This window comes from Musicola paradisiaca NCPPB 2511, from assembly GCF_000400505.1.
Lineage (GTDB): Bacteria > Pseudomonadota > Gammaproteobacteria > Enterobacterales > Enterobacteriaceae > Musicola > Musicola paradisiaca.
The window spans coordinates 615,985-634,550 of record NZ_CM001857.1 but is presented as its reverse complement, the minus strand read 5'-3'; the positions used below and the strand labels follow the sequence as shown (position 1 = coordinate 634,550).

Below are 18,566 nucleotides of genomic sequence, written 5' to 3'. Positions count from 1 at the left end.
TAGCGATCATGCCAATGCACTACGTTAGCTATGTTGCTCCGTGTGTTCGATTTTATTAAAACAAAGGAGCCCAATGGGCTCCTTTGCTGAGGCGGATACTGTGCTTTGAGACGGCGATTAACGCGGCAACGCCATCAGGAACTGACGCAACTGGGCGAAATCAGGCGCAAAGTGATGGGACAGCAAATCCAGATCGGCGCGCGTGGCCAGCTCCTGCGGCAACGGCAGGGCTTTCCCCAGAATCTCTTCCACGCTTTCCTTGAATTTCGCCGGGTGCGCCGTCCCCAGGAACAGGCCATGCTCACCGGGCTGTAGCTGATCGCGCAGCAGGCGGTAGGCGATCGCCGCATGCGGTTCGGAAACATATCCCAACGCATCCAGCTCCCGCATGGTGGTTTTAGTGACCTCATCGCTGACTGCGCCAAAGCCCAGCGTTTTCAGCGACCAGTTCTTACGGCGGAACAGTTCTTCTACCCGCGGCCAGTTGTTGGGTTGGCTAACGTCCATGGCGTTGGAGAGTGTGGCGACCGTCGGATTCGGCTGCCAGCTGCCGTTTTGCAGAAAACGCGGCACCGTGTCGTTGGCGTTGGTGGCGGCGATAAAACGCTTCACCGGCAGCCCCAGCGATTTCGCCAGCAGACCGGCGGTCAAATCGCCGAAATTACCGCTGGGCACCGAAATCACCAGTTGGTTGCGCGCGTCCTGCGACAGTTGCGCCACCGCCTCAAAGTAATAACAGATCTGCGCCAACAGGCGACTGATATTGATGGAGTTGGCCGAGTTGAGCCCCACCGTCTGCTTCAGTTCTTCGTCATCAAACGCCTGTTTGACCAGCGCCTGGCAGGCATCAAAGTCGCTGTCGACGGCAATGGTGTGAATATTGCCGCCAAGCGTACAGAACAATTTCTCCTGCAGCGGGCTGATCTTGCCGCGCGGATACAAGATAACCACGCGCACATTCTCCAGGCCGTAAAACGCATGCGCCACCGCTGCGCCGGTATCGCCAGACGTGGCGGTCAGGATGGTGATCTGCTCGTCGCCCGCCACTTCCGCCAGCATCTGCGCCATAAACCGGCCGCCGAAATCTTTGAATGCCAGCGTCGGGCCATGGAACAACTCCAGCGAGGAGATATCCGCGCTTACCGGCACCACCGGCGCCGGAAAACGAAACGCCGCTTTAACACGCTGATATACCGTCTCATCCGGCATTTCATCGCCGATAAACGCCGACAAAATACGACTGCTGCGGGTGACAAAATCCAACTGCAGCAATTCGTCGATCGCCGTCAGGTCAAATTCCGGCAACTCCAGAGGGAAAAACAGGCCCTGCTGGCTGCCGAGCCCTTTTCTGATGGCTTCGGCAAAATTCACCTGTTCGTTATGATCTTTCAGATTGTACAGTTTCATGCGTTATCCCACTTGTCGCGCGCCTGTCGTATCCAGACGGCAAATATGAACAAAACCTTCATTATTCTGCAGGTAGTGCGCCCGCAGCCAGTCGGCGACGCGCTCCGCCGCCCCCATGTTGTCGCACACGGAAAATAGCGTCGGCCCGGAACCGGAAATGCCGCACGCCAGTGCGCCCAGTTCCTCGGCGGCGCGGCGCGACTCGGCAAAACCTGGCAACAAACGAGTACGGTAGGGTTCAGCGATCACATCCTTCATCAGCCTGGCGGCCAATTCCGCTTGCCCGGTGTGACAAGCGTGGATGAAACCGGCCAGATAACGGCCGTGGCTGATGCAATCCTGGCGACGATACTGCGCCGGCAAAATCGCCCGCGCTTCGGCCGTCGAAACCTTGATGCCTGGGTACGCCATCACCCACAACCAGTTGTCAAAACCTGGCACGGACTGGCTGATAATCCCCAGTTCCTCCACCATCAACTGGATCCCGCCCAGAAAGCAGGGGGCGACATTGTCATAATGCACGCTGCCGGAAATACGGCCTTCCAGCTCGCCCATCAAAGTCAGCAGACGAGTGTCATCCAGCGGTTTGCCGCAGTATTCATTCATCGCCATCAACCCCGCCACCACCGAACAGGCGCTGGAACCCAGGCCAGAGCCGATAGGCATATTCTTTTCCAGCTTGATGGACACCGGTATCGTTTTACCGATTTCCTGACAGAAACGCTCCCAGCATTGGTAAACGATATTCTGTTTGGGATCGTCCGGCAGCTTGCTGACAAAACGGCCTTCGTTATGCAGACTAAACAGCTCCGCCGCTTCCACCGAAACGCAGTCGCCAAGCAGTGTCCCATCGACCGGCGAGACCGCCGCCCCCAGCACATCAAAACCGACGCTCACATTCCCAATGGATGCCGGGGCATAAATTTTCACCATTCTCACACTCCCACCTTCCACGACAGCGTGCGCAGCAGATCCGCAAATACCCCCGCCGCCGTCACCTCATTGCCGGCTCCGTAGCCGCGCAACACCAACGGCAACGGCTGATAATAACGACTGTAAAACGCCAGCGCGTTCTCACCGTCTTTCACTTTGAACAACGGATCGTTGCCGCCGACGGCGCTGATTTGCACCCGGCAGCGCCCTTCTTCGATCACGCCGACATAACGCAATACTTTGCCTTCCGCCCGCGCGGCGTCCACACGCTGAGCAAACTCGCCGTCCAACTCCGGCAGACGCGCCAGAAACGTCGCCACGTCGCCGGACGCATAATCCTCCGGCAGCACTGAATCGACCTGGATATCATGCAGTTCCAACGCATAACCCGCTTCGCGAGCCAGAATCAACAACTTACGCGCTACGTCCATACCAGACAGATCATCGCGCGGATCCGGCTCGGTAAAACCTTTCTCCTTCGCCAGCAGCGTTGCGGCCGACAGCGACATGCCTTCGTCCAGTTTGCCGAAAATGAAAGACAGCGAGCCGGACAGAATACCGTTAAAACGGATTAATTCATCACCAGCGTTGAGAAGATTCTGCAGATTCTCAATAACCGGCAAGCCAGCGCCTACGTTGGTGTCGTACAAGAATTTACGACGGGACTTGGCAGCGGCGGCGCGCAACTGATGGTAGTAGCGCAGAGTGCCGGTATTCGCCTTCTTGTTCGGCGTAACGACATGGAAACCGTTCGATAGAAAATCCGCGTACTGTTCGGCGACAGCCTGGCTGGAGGTACAGTCGATAATGACCGGGTTCAGCAGATGATACTCTTTCACCAGCCGCACCAAGGCTTCCGGGTTAAACGGCTCGCGCGCACGCGCCAGCTCTTCGCGCCAGCGCTCCATCGAAATACCGTGAACGTTGGTCAGCATCGCTCGGGAATTGGCGATCCCACAGATCCGTACATCGATGTGTTTCTGCTTCAGCCACGGCTGCTGGCGTTGAATTTGCTCCAGTAACGCACCGCCAACCCCACCGACACCAATCACAAAAACATCCAGCACTTGATCGGTGTTAAACAGCATTTGGTGCGCCACGCGCACGCCCGTGGTCGCGACATCATTATTTACCACCACGGAAATCGATCGCTCGGACGACCCCTGGGCAATCGCCACGATGTTGATATTGGCGCTGGCAAGCGCGGTGAACAGGCGAGCGGACAGGCCGCGCAACGTGCGCATGCCATCGCCGACGACGGAGATAATCGCCAGCCGCTGAATCACATCCAAAGGCTCCAGCACACCTTCCTTCAGTTCCAGATAGAATTCGTCTTCCAGCGTTTTACGCGCCCGCGGCAGTTCATTCTGAGAGACACAGAAGCTGATGCTGTATTCAGAAGAAGACTGGGTAATCAGTACGACGGAAATACCTGCGCGCGACATGGCGGCAAAGACCCGCGCGGCCATTCCCACCATGCCCTTCATCCCCGGCCCGGAGACGTTGATCATCGCCATGTTATTGAGATTGGTGATGCCTTTGACCGGATACTGGGTATCGTTGCTTTCAAGACCAATCAATGTGCCGGGAGCCTGGGGGTTTTCGGTGTTTTTGATAAGGCAGGGAATCTGGAACTGGGCAATAGGGGCGATGGTGCGAGGATGGAGAACCTTAGCGCCGAAATAGGAGAGCTCCATGGCCTCCTGATAGGACATCGACTTGAGCAGTCGGGCATCCGGAACCTGGCGTGGATCACAGGTATAAACGCCGTCCACATCCGTCCAGATTTCGCAGCAATCCGCCCGCAGGCAGGCAGCCAATACCGCGGCTGAATAGTCAGAACCGTTACGGCCCAGTACCACCAACTCGCCCTTCTCATTACCAGCGGTAAAACCCGCCATCAGAATTACGTGATCCGCTGGGATGCCTTGTTCGACAATGCGGCGCGTGGATTCCGCGATATCAACTGTCGACTCCAGATAATGCCCTTGCGCCAGCAGTCGTTTGACTGGATCAATGACGGATACCTGATAGCCGCGCGCCTGAAACACCGCCTCCATGATAGCGATGGACAGTTTTTCCCCACGGCAGATGATGGATGCATTGACGCTGTCCGGGCACTGCCCCAGCAGCGAAATACCATGCAATACCTGCTTGAGCTGGGCGAATTCCTCATCGACACGCGCGTTGAGACGATCGAAAGCGAACCCCGGTTGGGATTCGGCCAGCCCTGCCAGTAAGTCGGCAAAGATCGCTTCTGCATCGCTGATATTTGGCTGAATATCCTGCCCCGCCACGGTTTTTTCGATCATCGCCACTAAGTGGTTGGTGATTTTCGCCGGAGCCGACAGTACGGTAGCAACCTGTCCCTGACGCGCATTGCTTTCAATAATGTCGGCAACACGCGCGAACCGCTCTGCGTTTGCCACCGAAGTCCCGCCAAATTTCAACACTCGCATTTTGATCTGTTCTCCTAAATTTCAGCTTACAAAAACACCGAAGCGCTTTTGCATACCGCTTGCTGTGGCCCGAAAGGGGCGCCGAACAGCGAATTTTTTACCTGCAAAAAAAAACCCGCACTTTGCAAGTGCGGGCTTTTTCTGGATTCTTCTGTATGCGTCAGCCCGCACCGTTACACATTGTGCCGGTGGTAATAATAATGGTGGTAGTGACCAGGCTGATTGAACTCATCGCATTACGTTCTCGTTTGAGAAAATTAACAGGCCTATTAGTTAGGGCAATCGCCCCGCTAAGTCAACGGATTTCTTTGCTTATCTCTTTTTTAACCCACTTTGCTAGCGGATGAAAAAACTACATGGGCAAAAAAATGCCGGATGATGCGGTACGAAAAATAACATTTAATTATGTTCATCCATGAAAAAAGCATTACACCTTATTTTCTATGGATAACGCTTTTTCCACGTCGTGCAGAAGCCTATGAAGCATCGCGGTATCACGCTGTTCCAGCAACCCTAAACGCTGCCGTAACCAATCATGCAGCTTCTCATCCCGCTCAACATCAATACGGCCCAACAACCGCTCAACGCGCTGTCGCAAAGCGGACAGTTGTCCCGAATCGGCGGCTGGCGCCGCCCCGGCCGTCACCTGCATCAGCGATGAGAGCTGATAACAATAAACCATAACAGCCTGCCCCAGATTCAGAGAAGGATAATCCGCCGCCATGGGAACGCCGGTCAGAATGTCCGCCAGAGCCAGTTCCTCATTCGTCAAACCGGAGTCTTCTCGTCCGAACACCAATGCGACGGATTTCACCCATTGCTGCTTTTCTCTTATGACACCCAGCACTTGTTCCGGTGAGGAGTAGTAATGAAAACGGGCCCGGCTGCGCGCCGTCGTTGCAACGGTAAAATCCACATCCACCAAGGCATCGGCCAGCGATGAGAACGTCTGCGCCCGCTCCAGAATATCGCTGGAGCCATGAGCCACCCAACGTGCGGCAGGCTCCCGATGCGCCTGACTGTCCACTATACGCAAACACTCAAAACCCATGGTCTTCATCGCGCGGGCAGCCGCGCCCACATTTTCGGCTCGGGCTGGTGCCACCAGAATAATAGAGAACTGCATACTTCCTCCCGGCCGTATTTATTCCGGCCTCTATATCGGACATTGCCGCCCGTAAAAATCGAACGCGCTGCAAATTAACAAATAAATCACCACACTGCAGCCATTGCCCGACGTCGTCACTCGTCTGCGTTATACGCGATGCCCACACCTAACGGACGATATGTCGCCAATAAAGGACAATGCAGAAGTAAACTCAGACGGGAAACGGTTCAGCAATCATTATTTGCTATAGCTTGCACAAAATGACATGGATTACACGATGGTGCCGCGCAATGAATGATGCGCGTCTTCCACAAAATTGTTAACGTGCTACAATCAAATTTGACATATGTCAACGTAACCGTAGATTTGCCCGCCGGGAAAATCAGTGTTCACTGTTATGTCGCTGTTAATAAGGTTAAACTGTCCGGCACAATGGGTTCATTTGAAAAACCCGCCCAGTGTCTGTTATCAGATAATTTTTCAGGCACCAGCCAGTGTATCAGCCGTATTTACGTACTTTAGTCAGTTGGTGAAAAGAACGGTGAACATGCATCTCCGGGGCACCCGCGAGAACCAGGACTTCTGTACTTTCGAATCTCTATTTTAAGTTGGCAATTTTAGGTAGCAAACATGCAGACCCCGCACATTCTCATTGTTGAAGACGAGTTGGTAACTCGTAACACCCTCAAAAGTATTTTTGAGGCTGAGGGATATGTTGTTCACGAAGCCACTGACGGTGCTGAAATGCACCATATTCTGTCCGAGCATGACATCAATCTGGTCATTATGGATATCAATCTGCCAGGAAAGAATGGCCTGCTGCTGGCCCGCGAACTGCGGGAACAGGCAAGCGTGGCGTTAATGTTCCTGACCGGCCGTGACAACGAAGTCGATAAAATTCTGGGCTTGGAAATCGGGGCGGATGATTACATCACCAAACCGTTCAATCCGCGCGAATTGACTATCCGCGCCCGCAACCTGCTGTCTCGTACCATGAATTTGGGCAGCGCACCTGAAGAGCGTCGTCTAATCGAAAGCTATCGCTTTAACGGCTGGGAACTGGACATCAACAGCCGCTCTCTCATCAGCCCAAACGGAGAACAGTATAAGCTGCCGCGCAGCGAATTCCGCGCCATGCTGCATTTTTGCGAGAATCCTGGGAAAATTCAGTCTCGCGCGGAGCTATTGAAGAAAATGACCGGCCGCGAGTTAAAGCCTCACGATCGTACTGTCGATGTCACTATCCGCCGTATTCGCAAGCACTTTGAATCAACCGCCGATACACCGGAAATCATCGCCACCATTCATGGCGAAGGTTATCGTTTCTGCGGTGAGCTGGAAGATTAATCGCTAGAAAACGAAACAGATAAAAAAACCGGAGCCTTGAGCTCCGGTTTTTATAGCTTTACTGCGACTTGCCCCACGGCAGAATAGGCACCGTGCTCAATGCATTCTTCGGAGAACCATCAACCAGACGATCAGAGTAGGTTAGATAAATGAGCGTATTGCGTTTCTGATCATAAAAACGGACAACCTGTAGTTTCTTAAATATCAATGAAGTCCGTTGCTGAAAAACGACACTGCCTTTGCCTTTACTCGCATTCGCCACTTTTTCCGTCAGAGTAATGGGACCGACCTGATTACAAGAGATAGCCGCGTCAGAGGTATCTTCAGCCAACCCAAGCCCCCCTTTGATCCCACCAGTCTTGGCCCTGCTCAAATAACAGGTGACATTGGACACATCCGGATCGTCAAACGCTTCCACCACAATTTTATGATCCGGCCCCAACAGCTTGAACGCTGTATCAACGGAGCCAATCTCCTCCGCCCAGGCAGATGACATCCCCATCAGCATCCCCACGGAAAGAAGCAGAATTCTTTTTTTCATCATTAATTTTCCTTCACGTACCATCAATGGTTGTTTACTCTCACTAGCTTAGACAGCATTGTCAGATGGATTTCTGTAACAACGTATGTTAATCAGATTCTTTGTTCATAAAGCACAAAAATCTTGGGAAGAGCCAGGATAAAAAAATTGCTATTATGCCGAGTCTTATACGCTTCACGCCCAGTGTGTTCTATGAGGACGTTCTATGGATCAAGCCAGTATTATACGAGACCTGCTTAACTGGCTGGAGGGTCATCTGGACCAGCCTTTATCGCTGGATAATGTAGCGGCCAAAGCTGGCTACTCGAAATGGCATTTGCAGCGGATGTTCAAGGACGTAACGGGTCATGCTATCGGCTCATATATCCGTGCGCGTCGTCTTACCAAAGCGGCGGTCGCTTTGTGTCTGACCAGCCGCCCTATTCTCGATATCGCACTGCAATACCGATTCGATTCGCAACAGACCTTTACCCGCGCATTCAAAAAACAGTTTTCTCAAACACCGGCCTCTTATCGCCGTTCTGAAGACTGGAATACCATCGGCATCCACCCGCCGATCCGGCTGGGGGCGTTCGATTTACCGCAACCCCAGTTCATCATTCAGCCTGAAATGCATCTGGTCGGTGTCACCCAGAGCTATATTTGCAATCTGGAACAAATTTCTTCTTTCTGTAGCGAGATGCGCATCCATTTCTGGCGCCAATATCTGGGGGACGCTAAAACAGTGCCGCCGGTGTTGTATGGATTACACAATGTTCTTCCCAGCCGGGACAAAGACGACGAGCAGGAAGTTCTTTACACTACGGCACTGGAGCCTCATCACGTGCCAGATGGTATACATCCCGGAAAGTCAATTACACTGCCCGCAAGCGAATACGCCATGTTTGTGTACGAAGGTCCGAAGGACAATTTACAGGAGTTCATCATCAGTCTGTTCGATACCTGCCTGCCGACCTACAAACTGATCTGTCGTAAAGGATTCAGCATCGAACGCTTCTACCCAGAGGAACGCACGCTCACTCCGGACACGCTTCGCGAACCGCCCAAACTCATTCGTTGCGAGTTCCTAATTCCAATCTGCCGTTAACGCTGCAGTTCATCCAAAGCCGGAGCATCAAGATGAGCAACATCTCCGGCTGTTTCCACTACCCATCCGGGAGCCAGCCAAGGGCTCTGCTGGTAATCGATACGGGACAATGAACAATTGCGCAGCCGTAAACGACGTTCGGCCCACGCGGGCAATCCCAGCAACGTACTGAGCAGACATCCCAGAGCAATACCATGACTGACCAACAAAGGGCGACTTCCCTGAGGCAAATCGAGACATCTATACAATACTCGATTCATGCGTACCGCCAGCTCAGACATAGACTCACCGTTAGGAATTCTTCCGCCTTCCGTACCGTCAATCAGCTGTTTGCGCCATCCTTCCTCTTCCAAGCTAAGGGAATCGATCATTCGCTCCTCAAGCACGCCCATATTCAGCTCTCTGAGGTCGGGTTCAAGGATGACGGGGCACTCGGCACAGGCGGCAGCGATAATATCTGCAGTTTGACGGGTTCGCCCCAGGTCACTGGTAAAAATGTGGGTAATTCCCAGCTGTCGGACACGCGCCGCAACCAGATACGCCTGATGTTCGCCAGCCTGCGTCAACATGCTGTCTGATTGCCCCTGGATACGTCTGGCGACATTCCACTCAGTCTCGCCATGACGAACAAGATATACCTGTAACATGATTGTTTTCCGTTATACTGCATCAAATTAACTACAAAGTAAGGAAACTCTATGTTTTACGTTGTAGCTGCTACCACTAACCCGGCAAAAATTAACGCCATCACTTTAGCATTTGCCGATGTTTTTGGTGCAGATAATTGCCGTATTGAGGGAGTCAATGTCGATAGTGGCGTATCCAGTCAGCCACAAGGCTCTATTGAAACACGAACCGGGGCCCGCAATCGCGTGATGAGAGCACGTCAGGTAAGGCCCGAAGCTGATTTTTGGGTTGGCGTGGAAGCCGGTATTGAAGAAGGGATGACCTTCGCCTGGATGGTTATCGAAAATGCGACCATCCGGGGAGAATCCCGCTCAGCTAGTCTGGTGCTGCCGGAAAGCATTCTGCAGGGCATACGAGAAGGCCGCGAACTGGGAGATGAAATGGCGCGTCTGACTGGCATTCAGGATATAAAGCATCAAGGCGGGGCGATTGGCGTATTTACTGACGGCAAACTCACCAGAACCAGCGTTTACTATCAAGCATTACTTCTTGCGCTGGTTCCGTTTCACAATCCGCTTTATCAACGTCCCGCCGGCACATCTCAGGCATAAATGTTCATACTCTTATGCGTCATTTTTCGGCAGAAGCTGCGCCTCCAACCATGACTTCAAGGCAACAGGCGCAGTTTTCAAACTGTTGGAACCTCGGGTAATGGTTGCAATACCGGTTCCCAGTTCATTCTTGAGCTCCCGCTGACTCAACGTTCCTCTCATCAATTCCTGAACAATGCGAACCCGCGTACCCAACGCCGTCTTTTCATCCGGCGTCAGCAGTAGCTGAAGCAAAGGTTCATCCATGTCCTGGATGACGGCCTGCCGCAACAACCGTACAAACTGACGCCAATATTCATCATCCTGTTCGGTTGGTGCAGCGTCATTGAAGAAATAGGGTGTCATAACCACGCGCCATACTAATTAACTAGTACAAAAGAATAACATAAGCTCTACTACAAAAAGAAGTACGCCGGGTTTCTTCCCGGCGTTACCGCGCGTACATGGCATCACTGTTCATAACCGTCATTCTTCAGGTGGCGCTTGAGGAGCAAGATCGGTTTAATAGCGTCGACGCCACTCACTGTCGGTCATTAATTGGGTGGGACGGCTCAACAGATTGCGGTAAAAAACGTCATAGGCCAGCACATTCTTGACATATCCGCGCGTTTCCGAAAACGGAATACTTTCAACAAACGCCACCGCGTCTATGCGGCCCTCACTATTCTTCAACCAGGTACTTACCCGCGAAGGCCCGGCATTATAGGCAGCAGAAGCCAGAATACGGTTTTGCCCGAATGACTGATAAACATATTCAAGATAGCTGGAGCCCAACTGGATGTTCATTTGAGGGTCGAGTAATTGACTACTGTCGCTGTAACTAGTGACATTAAACATTTGCGCCGTATGTTGTGCTGTAGCCGGCATCAGTTGCATTAAACCAGCAGCACCCACACTAGAGCGAGCCTGCGGATTCCAGGCGCTTTCCTGCCGGGCGATGGCCATGGCATAACTTTGACTGATCCCTTTACCTTGCGTCGCCTGGCGAAACTCGTCATTCCACGCTAAAGGGAAACGCTCTTCAAGGTTATCCCAGAGCTTAGCAACTATCGTCGCCTGCACGCTTAAATCATACCAACGTTGTTCAAACGCAAATCTTGCCAACGCTTCCTGTTGGGGGCGATCGCGGCTGGCGACTAATCCCGCCCATTCAGAACGAGCCAGACTTTCCAGCCGCCAGTACATCAATTCGCGTATCCGGGCAATCTCCGGCAATTGCCCGATGGAGCGATCGGGTCTGGCCGAAATAACCGTTGTCAACGGATAGTTCAAATTCAACCGCTGTGCAGCCGCCATCGGATAAAAACCACGCTGCTTCATCAAATCCCGCAGTTGATTTTCGCCATCCTCACGCTGTCCCTGCTCAATAAGCAGCACCGCTCGCCAGTAGCGCCACTCGTCTTTCTGTAATACCTCGGCAGGCAAACGGGTCAACCATTGCGACAATCCCTGATGATCGTCTTGCCCCAATGCAAGACGCACCCGCCGTTCGATTAATGGCGCTGACTTGCTCTTTGCGATAACGACATCACGCCACCGAGCCTGCTCATCCGAAACGTCAGTCCCCATAAAACGCCATGCCACATCCTCATCCATTGTCTGTCGATCCTGGCTGCCGAACCGCTGCAATCTCACCAACTGGGGCAACAACGAACGGGCGCTATCCGGATCTTGTCTGGCGATACGGCTAAATGCGGCCAATAAGGCTTTACGGGTGAAATCTGTCGGGCCAACAGAGCGGGCAAAACGCTCCACCGTCTTGGTCGACGTATTTTGCAGTCTCAACAGAGCATCGGTAATCGTTTTGTAATCAGGGGGAAGCTGTCTCGCCAGATGGCTCACCAAACCGCTATTGCCTTCCCCCATGGCCAAACGCATACGCTCAAGAACCATCATCGATGTCATTCCGCCACTCTGCTGCCAGGCCGTAAACAGCTTGTCGCAGGAAGGAGGCAAGGAACGACCGGTTAACCAGATATCTCGGGTTTGATCCCAAATGCCCTGGGGCTGGTTCACCATCAGACGCGCATACAAATAATTACAGCGCGCAGCAACTGGTTTAGGTTGCTCGGGGCTGAACGACAACAACCCGCTCCAATCCTGACGCCGCGCCAGCTCATTGATAAAATTGTTATTCAGTGTTCGAACGGCAGGCAGGGTCGGATGCGTAGCAATAAACTGTTTAACCTGCACAGTGCTGAGTAGGGAAACATCCTGAGTCAAAGCCCGATACTCAAGATAAGGATAAAGCGGGTAATCTCGCAGCGTTGGCATCAATTGAGACACCACATCCAGTTGATTACTATCCCACGCAAGTTTGATCTGTTGATAGCGCTGACGCTGCTCATCCAGAGAATCAGCAAAAACCTGACATGACGCGCCGACCAGACACACCCCTGCAACGATATAACGCCAATATCCTACTTTGAACATGACAGCCCCAACCTCAATTCGTTACCGCTTCTGCATACCACCGCTGAACGTAAGCACCCACACTCACGACAAGCGCTCTTGTGACCATGGCGAGCGTTTTCATACCGAACAAGTGTGTCACAGACTGGTTGGCAACGATACGCTGAACCTCTGCCGATGCAGAGAAAAAAGATGTCTTTTGGGTGCGATTCCGGAACTCGCTCGCAATGTTGATCAACATCCCGGCCACATCTTGCAGCCTGAAGGAACCTCCCCCGCAAAGCAGGCATCACTACCGCAGTACGGCTGGGATTGAACGTTGAAAACAGCTAAACTCCGTCAACAGAAAATACTTTTGACCGAAGGAGTCCAACTCCCAAGGCTCATGCCCCACATGCGCCATGCTTTTATGGCATAACGCTAAACCGGACAGACAGAAAGAGGCTCAGAGCAACGTGGCTCAATACGTTTACACTATGCATCGCGTCGGTAAAGTCGTACCACCGAAGCGTCATATTCTGAAAAATATCTCCCTTAGTTTCTTTCCAGGCGCCAAAATCGGCGTTTTGGGCCTTAATGGCGCAGGTAAATCCACTTTGCTGCGCATTATGGCCGGCATCGATAAAGACATCGAAGGCGAGGCCCGCCCGCAGCCGGGCATCAAAATCGGCTACCTGCCCCAGGAACCGCAACTGAATCTGGAACAGACTGTTCGGGAAACCATAGAAGAAGCCGTTTCAGAAGTAAAAAATGCGCTGACTCGTTTGGATGAAGTCTATGCGGCCTATGCGGATCCGGAAGCAGATTTTGACAAACTGGCCAAAGAACAGGGTGAATTAGAAGCCATCATCCAGGCCCATGATGGGCATAATCTGGATAACCAACTTGAGCGTGCCGCAGATGCACTGCGTTTGCCCCCATGGGATGCAAAAATCGCCCACCTGTCTGGTGGTGAACGCCGTCGTGTCGCTATCTGCCGTCTGCTGCTGGAAAAACCGGATATGCTGCTGCTAGACGAACCGACCAACCATCTGGATGCCGAATCCGTCGCCTGGCTGGAACGCTTCCTGCACGATTACGAAGGAACCGTCGTGGCCATCACCCATGACCGCTATTTCCTCGACAACGTCGCCGGTTGGATTCTTGAGCTGGATCGCGGCGAAGGCATTCCCTGGGAAGGTAACTATTCATCCTGGCTGGAGCAGAAGGATCAGCGTCTGGCGCAGGAGGCCGCGTCTGAGGCAGCTCGCCGCAAGTCCATCGAAAAAGAACTGGAGTGGGTTCGCCAGAATCCGAAAGGGCGTCAGGCCAAAGGCAAGGCCCGTCTTGCACGCTTTGATGAACTCAACAACGTCGAATATCAAAAACGCAATGAAACCAGTGAATTGTTCATTCCACCCGGTCCCCGCTTGGGCGATAAGGTGCTGGAAGTGGCGGCACTGACTAAATCCTACGGCGACCGGGTGCTGATCGATAACCTGTCGTTCAACATCCCGAAAGGCGCCATCGTCGGTATCATCGGCCCTAACGGTGCGGGTAAATCCACCCTGTTCCGTCTGTTGTCCGGTCAGGAACAACCGGACGCCGGCACGATGACACTCGGCGACACTGTCCAGTTGGCTTCGGTTGATCAGTTCCGCGACAGTATGGACAACAACAAAACCGTGTGGGAAGAGGTGTCAGGCGGGCAAGACATCATGCGGATCGGCAACTTTGAAATCCCGAGCCGGGCTTATGTCGGTCGGTTCAACTTTAAAGGTGTGGATCAAGGTAAGCGTATCGGCGAGCTTTCAGGCGGTGAACGCGGTCGCGTACATCTGGCGAAACTGCTGCAGGTTGGCGGCAACATGTTGCTGCTCGACGAACCGACTAACGACCTGGATATCGAAACATTGCGAGCGCTGGAAAACGCCCTGCTGGAATTCCCTGGCTGTGCGATGGTCATCTCCCATGACCGCTGGTTCCTGGATCGAATCGCCACACACATCATCGATTATCAGGATGAAGGCAGAGTGGAGTTCTTTGAAGGCAACTTCACAGAATATGAAGAATATAAAAAGCGTACTTTGGGTGCGGAGGCATTAGAACCTCACCGTATCAAATACAAGAGGATGGCCTGAGTCGTCTGATTGCCCACGTTTAAAGCCGCATTGCATTATCTAGCTAGAAGAGCGGCGTCCACTCTGTTCAGAATATAACGGCTTCCCAGACGGGAAGCCGTTTCTTTATTGCATTGATTCTTCACGCTAAATAATTGAGAGGTCTCTGACAGATAGTCTTTCGCATCAACGTTAAAAAACCGTCCAGTTCTGATCGTCGCCAGGCTTTTTCTTCCCATTGCCTATCGCTGCGGTCGCCGTTGCCGGCACCAGCGGCTGATTTTGACGTGGTGCCACGACAGCGAGGGGGGCTTTGTCAGTATAAGAACGCAGTTTGAATACAGAGACAGCCTGAGTCAGCCGCTCTGCCTGAGACTCCAAAGATGCAGCAGCAGAGGAAGCCTCTTGTACCAGGGCCGCATTTTGCTGGGTTGATCCCTCCATTTCGACAACCGCCTGATTGACCTGCTCAATGCCGCGGCGTTGCTCATCGGAGGCGGATGCGATTTCCCCCATAATATCCGTCACGCTGACGACAGCATTCACGATCTCATCCATCGTTGCGCCCGCCCGACTTACCAGCTCCGAGCCGGAATCAACCAAACGTCCCGACTCACCAATAAGGGACTCTATTTCTTTCGCTGCCTGAGCGCTTCGCTGAGCCAGGTTTCGTACCTCACCGGCCACGACGGCAAAACCACGCCCTTGTTCGCCTGCCCGCGCCGCCTCAACAGCTGCATTCAACGCCAGAATATTGGTTTGGAATGCAATACTATTGATAACACTGGTAATTTCTGAAATTTTTCTGGAGCTGGCAGAAATATTGCTCATGGTGGTAACGACTTCCTTCACAATATTGCCGCCCTGCTCTGCTTTGGTGGAAGCATTACGGGCCAGTTGACTGGCGTGACTGGCGTTGTCGGAGTTCTGTTTCACGGTAGAAGTCAACTCTTCCATGCTGGCAGCCGTCTGCTCAAGAGCCGCCGCTTGCTGTTCAGTACGAGAAGACAGATCGACGTTACCCACACTAATCTCGGACGCGCCCTGATAAATAGAATCAGCACCATCACGCACGATTGAAACGGTATTCGTCAGCGAATCCTGCATCTGTTGAAGATTCTTACCAAGAATGCCTATTTCATTACGTCCCAAATCGACAGGCGGCTGAGTCAAATCCCCCCCGGCAATGTTCTGAATGCGAGCAATCAGAATATCCACCGGCATCAGGACTGCTCTGCGAATGATAAAATAGCTGAGCACAGCTAACACGATCGACAACACAAATGCCGTTCCCATCAGGGTGTATCCCAGATTGGACTTTCTTTCCGCCTCGGTATTGATCCGGCTCGCATACTCGCTCAGATACTTCACCTCCTTACGAACAGGAAGCGCATAGTTATTGTCCAACTGCCGCGCTAATGTTGTCTCTAGCTCGATAACGCTCTCGAACTCACCACCGCGCACCATCTCCACCATAGGCAACAGTACGTTATTACGGTAAGCGTTGTAACTGGCCGTCAATTCGCTATCTAGCGCCTTTTCTTCCGAAGACTGATCGACACGGGCCATATATTCGTCGAACCGTTTTTTGGAACTATTGATTCGATCGTTAGCTTCTTTAAATGACTGATTATATGAATCTTTATCACCAATTCGCGACGCAGCTACCGCCTGAACCAGCAACTGACGAGCGACACGCAGTTGATCCATACTGCTGCTAATTCCCGAGCGCGTATCCGATGCCTGATTAGCCATATCTAACGCATCGTTACTCTGTTTCAAAAAGTAGCTCGCGGTGCCGATAGAAAGTGCAAACAACAACAGAATGATCGTCAACAACGTAATGAAAAACGTCACCAGACGAACATTGTTTACCGAAGAAATTTTTCTTTTTTGTTCTGCCATTCCGATTTCTCGCTTTAACGCTAAAGATACTATTCGTATCCTACGCCATAATAAAATACAAAGACTTACAGCATCATATCTAGTCAGATTGCCTAACCAGAACCCATGCTAATAAATGAAAAAATCACATGCGTCGGATACAAGAGCTGGACATCATTAAAATGAAACGATGTTTCTTTTTTAATATAACAAAATTCTATTCAGATAAGAAAAGGTATTACTCAAGATCCCAAAGATGTACGGTAAATACCGAGAACATATAACAATTCACTTACTGTCCAGATAATCGATAATACGCCACCATAAAGTTCGTCTTTAACGCATTTAAAAGGTCTTATATCTGTGAAGTAGATCAAATTGGTATTTTCGCCGGGTAGTGCGAATAACATGTGGGGAGAGAAAAACACCAGACGGTATAACGTCTCGCTTGCAAACAGCGCGTCGTTTCCGATGACAAGTTGATAGGGATAATTAAAAAATCCAGCCCCGCTAGCGGCGACTGGATTTTTTCAAAATGGCAAAGTGGGGTGGATCAATAAAGCAGGCGAGCGCGGATCGTGCCCGGAATAGCCTTCATTAGCTGCAATGCTGTATCCGCACCGTCGGTTTCCACGTCGATCACCACATAACCGATTTCAGCGCTGGTCTGCAGATACTGTGCGGCAATATTGATGCCCTGAGCGGCAAAGATATTGTTAATCTGCGTCATGACGCCTGGACGGTTTTCATGGATGTGCAACAGACGGCTGGCGCGTTCACCGTGGGCCGGCAAAGAAACTTCAGGAAAATTGACCGCTGAAAGCGTAGAACCGTTATCGGAATATTTCGCCAATTTGCCAGCGACTTCATCCCCAATATTTTCCTGCGCTTCCTGTGTTGAACCGCCAATATGCGGAGTCAGTAAGACGTTATCGAATTCGCCCAGCGGGGAAACAAAAGGATCGCTGTTAGTAGCAGGCTCTGTCGGGAATACATCAATGGCTGCGCCAGAAAGATGCTTACTGCGCAGCACCTCGCACAGGGCGGGAATATCCACCACAGTACCGCGCGACGCATTGATCAGAATCGAACCGGGCTTCATCAGCGCTAACGCATCCGCATTGATCATATTTTGGGTGCTGTCCGTCTCCGGTACATGCAAGCTGACCACATCGCTCATGTTCAGCAGATCAGACAGATGGCGCACCTGTTGAGCATTACCCAATGGTAGCTTGCTTTCAATATCATAGAAGTACACATGCATCCCCAGCCCTTCGGCCAAAATGCCAAGCTGAGTGCCGATGTGACCATAACCGATGATGCCCAGCTTCTTGCCGCGAGCCTCATAACAGCCGACCGCCTGCTTGTGCCAGATACCGCGATGCGCATTAGCATTAGCGGAAGGAATGCCGCGCAACATCAGCAACAATTCGCCGATCACCATTTCAGCGACAGAACGAGTGTTGGAAAAAGGCGCGTTAAACACTGGAATACCGCGTTTGGTCGCAGCAGGCAGTTCCACTTGATTAGTACCGATGCAGAAACACCCGACGGCCACCAGCTTTTCCGCCGCGGCAAAAATCTCTTCCGTCAGATGAGTACGTGAGCGAATGCCTACAAAATGCGCATCGCGGATTGAGGCTTTTAATGACTCAGGATCCAGTGCGCCTTTATGGTATTCAATGTTGGTGTACCCCGCAGCGCGAAGATTCTCAACCGCACTCTGATGTACGCCTTCCAACAACAGAAACTTAATCTTGTCTTTTTCCAGTGATACCTTTGCCATTTCCCGACCTTATTTTCAGACTTCAGATGCGACGGTCTACAAACCGACCTCAGCAAACATAACAAAAATTACGCAGGCGGCAATACAAACGATTGCCTACACCAGTTACCCTGCCGCTCAGCCACCCGGCTTATACGGCGATAAATGCTACCCACCGTCACTTGAGCCAGACAGCGATGATACCAAATAAGAGAAACTGATATTAAGTACCAAAAATGAGCCGTTAACAAGAGTGGTTTTTTTAGATAAAAAAAATCCGGCCAGG

Annotated in this window: 14 protein-coding genes and 1 other annotated feature; of the genes, 4 read left to right on the top strand and 10 right to left on the bottom strand. The window is 52.0% G+C overall.

The features are described from left to right. Positions 1 to 117 precede the first annotated feature (117 nt). From thrC to DPA2511_RS02965, 4 genes are all read right to left on the bottom strand, one after another. The gene (gene thrC, locus DPA2511_RS02980) at positions 118 to 1,407 is read right to left on the bottom strand and encodes a threonine synthase (RefSeq protein WP_012764204.1); all 1,290 of its coding nucleotides are present in this window, start codon (positions 1,405 to 1,407) and stop codon (positions 118 to 120) included. A 3-nt stretch (positions 1,408 to 1,410) separates the two neighbouring features. After that, positions 1,411 to 2,340, bottom strand: coding sequence for a homoserine kinase (gene thrB / locus DPA2511_RS02975; RefSeq protein ID WP_012764203.1), 930 nt, complete (start codon positions 2,338 to 2,340; stop codon positions 1,411 to 1,413). A gap of 2 nt (positions 2,341 to 2,342) precedes the next feature. Next, positions 2,343 to 4,799 carry a bifunctional aspartate kinase/homoserine dehydrogenase I gene (thrA, locus tag DPA2511_RS02970; RefSeq protein WP_012764202.1) on the bottom strand — a complete coding sequence of 819 codons (2,457 nt, stop codon included), beginning with the start codon at positions 4,797 to 4,799 and terminating at the stop codon, positions 2,343 to 2,345. A 104-nt stretch (positions 4,800 to 4,903) separates the two neighbouring features. Next, positions 4,904 to 5,024 (bottom strand) — a sequence feature (Thr leader region). A gap of 202 nt (positions 5,025 to 5,226) precedes the next feature. After that, positions 5,227 to 5,925, bottom strand: coding sequence for a tRNA/rRNA methyltransferase (locus DPA2511_RS02965; RefSeq protein WP_012764201.1), 699 nt, complete (start codon positions 5,923 to 5,925; stop codon positions 5,227 to 5,229). Between the two features lie 612 nt (positions 5,926 to 6,537). Here DPA2511_RS02965 and arcA point away from each other — a divergent pair. Further along, positions 6,538 to 7,254 carry a two-component system response regulator ArcA gene (gene arcA / locus DPA2511_RS02960; RefSeq protein ID WP_012764200.1) on the top strand — a complete coding sequence of 239 codons (717 nt, stop codon included), beginning with the start codon at positions 6,538 to 6,540 and terminating at the stop codon, positions 7,252 to 7,254. Between the two features lie 58 nt (positions 7,255 to 7,312). Here the strand turns inward: arcA and creA are convergent, their stop codons facing one another. Beyond that, complete coding sequence (gene creA / locus DPA2511_RS02955; protein WP_012764199.1) at positions 7,313 to 7,798, bottom strand: protein CreA; 486 nt, start codon at positions 7,796 to 7,798, stop codon at positions 7,313 to 7,315. Positions 7,799 to 8,000: 202 nt separating this feature from the next. Here creA and robA point away from each other — a divergent pair, with 202 nt between their 5' ends. Then, positions 8,001 to 8,882 carry an MDR efflux pump AcrAB transcriptional activator RobA gene (gene robA, locus DPA2511_RS02950; RefSeq protein WP_012764198.1) on the top strand — a complete coding sequence of 294 codons (882 nt, stop codon included), beginning with the start codon at positions 8,001 to 8,003 and terminating at the stop codon, positions 8,880 to 8,882. Here the strand turns inward: robA and gpmB are convergent. Next, positions 8,879 to 9,529, bottom strand: coding sequence for a 2,3-diphosphoglycerate-dependent phosphoglycerate mutase GpmB (gpmB, locus tag DPA2511_RS02945; protein WP_012764197.1), 651 nt, complete (start codon positions 9,527 to 9,529; stop codon positions 8,879 to 8,881). The genes robA and gpmB overlap by 4 nt on opposite strands. 51 nt (positions 9,530 to 9,580) lie before the next feature. On the opposite strand from gpmB, the gene yjjX reads away from it, so the two are divergent. Beyond that, positions 9,581 to 10,120 carry an inosine/xanthosine triphosphatase gene (yjjX, locus tag DPA2511_RS02940; RefSeq protein WP_012764196.1) on the top strand — a complete coding sequence of 180 codons (540 nt, stop codon included), beginning with the start codon at positions 9,581 to 9,583 and terminating at the stop codon, positions 10,118 to 10,120. Between the two features lie 12 nt (positions 10,121 to 10,132). Here yjjX and trpR read toward each other — a convergent pair whose 3' ends face one another. Next, positions 10,133 to 10,465: a trp operon repressor gene (gene trpR / locus DPA2511_RS02935; protein ID WP_012764195.1), complete on the bottom strand. Its 333-nt coding sequence runs from the start codon at positions 10,463 to 10,465 to the stop codon at positions 10,133 to 10,135. A 156-nt stretch (positions 10,466 to 10,621) separates the two neighbouring features. Continuing rightward, positions 10,622 to 12,553 (bottom strand): murein transglycosylase, encoded by a 1,932-nt coding sequence (gene sltY / locus DPA2511_RS02930; RefSeq protein WP_012764194.1) that lies wholly within the window; start codon positions 12,551 to 12,553, stop codon positions 10,622 to 10,624. A gap of 434 nt (positions 12,554 to 12,987) precedes the next feature. Here sltY and ettA point away from each other — a divergent pair, with 434 nt between their 5' ends. Next, positions 12,988 to 14,652, top strand: a complete 1,665-nt coding sequence (ettA, locus tag DPA2511_RS02920; RefSeq protein WP_023638129.1) for an energy-dependent translational throttle protein EttA — start codon at positions 12,988 to 12,990, stop codon at positions 14,650 to 14,652. A 171-nt stretch (positions 14,653 to 14,823) separates the two neighbouring features. Here the strand turns inward: ettA and DPA2511_RS02915 are convergent, their stop codons facing one another. Together DPA2511_RS02915 and serA are read right to left on the bottom strand one after the other, a co-directional pair. After that, positions 14,824 to 16,536, bottom strand: coding sequence for a methyl-accepting chemotaxis protein (locus tag DPA2511_RS02915; protein WP_012764192.1), 1,713 nt, complete (start codon positions 16,534 to 16,536; stop codon positions 14,824 to 14,826). A gap of 532 nt (positions 16,537 to 17,068) precedes the next feature. Next, a complete protein-coding gene (gene serA / locus DPA2511_RS02910) occupies positions 17,069 to 18,301 on the bottom strand; it encodes a phosphoglycerate dehydrogenase (RefSeq protein WP_012764191.1) in 1,233 nt (410 codons plus the stop codon). Positions 18,302 to 18,566: the final 265 nt, after the last annotated feature.

Bases quoted from the DNA above. Each gene is read 5' to 3' on its own strand.
- thrA (WP_012764202.1), bottom strand. From the start codon at position 4,799: ATGCGAGTGTTGAAATTTGGCGGGACTTCGGTGGCAAACGCAGAGCGG.
- arcA (WP_012764200.1), top strand. From the start codon at position 6,538: ATGCAGACCCCGCACATTCTCATTGTTGAAGACGAGTTGGTAACTCGT.
- gpmB (WP_012764197.1), bottom strand. From the start codon at position 9,529: ATGTTACAGGTATATCTTGTTCGTCATGGCGAGACTGAGTGGAATGTC.
- thrC (WP_012764204.1), bottom strand. From the start codon at position 1,407: ATGAAACTGTACAATCTGAAAGATCATAACGAACAGGTGAATTTTGCC.
- creA (WP_012764199.1), bottom strand. From the start codon at position 7,798: ATGATGAAAAAAAGAATTCTGCTTCTTTCCGTGGGGATGCTGATGGGG.
- thrB (WP_012764203.1), bottom strand. From the start codon at position 2,340: ATGGTGAAAATTTATGCCCCGGCATCCATTGGGAATGTGAGCGTCGGT.
- robA (WP_012764198.1), top strand. From the start codon at position 8,001: ATGGATCAAGCCAGTATTATACGAGACCTGCTTAACTGGCTGGAGGGT.
- serA (WP_012764191.1), bottom strand. From the start codon at position 18,301: ATGGCAAAGGTATCACTGGAAAAAGACAAGATTAAGTTTCTGTTGTTG.
- DPA2511_RS02915 (WP_012764192.1), bottom strand. From the start codon at position 16,536: ATGGCAGAACAAAAAAGAAAAATTTCTTCGGTAAACAATGTTCGTCTG.
- trpR (WP_012764195.1), bottom strand. From the start codon at position 10,465: ATGACACCCTATTTCTTCAATGACGCTGCACCAACCGAACAGGATGAT.
- DPA2511_RS02965 (WP_012764201.1), bottom strand. From the start codon at position 5,925: ATGCAGTTCTCTATTATTCTGGTGGCACCAGCCCGAGCCGAAAATGTG.
- sltY (WP_012764194.1), bottom strand. From the start codon at position 12,553: ATGTTCAAAGTAGGATATTGGCGTTATATCGTTGCAGGGGTGTGTCTG.
- yjjX (WP_012764196.1), top strand. From the start codon at position 9,581: ATGTTTTACGTTGTAGCTGCTACCACTAACCCGGCAAAAATTAACGCC.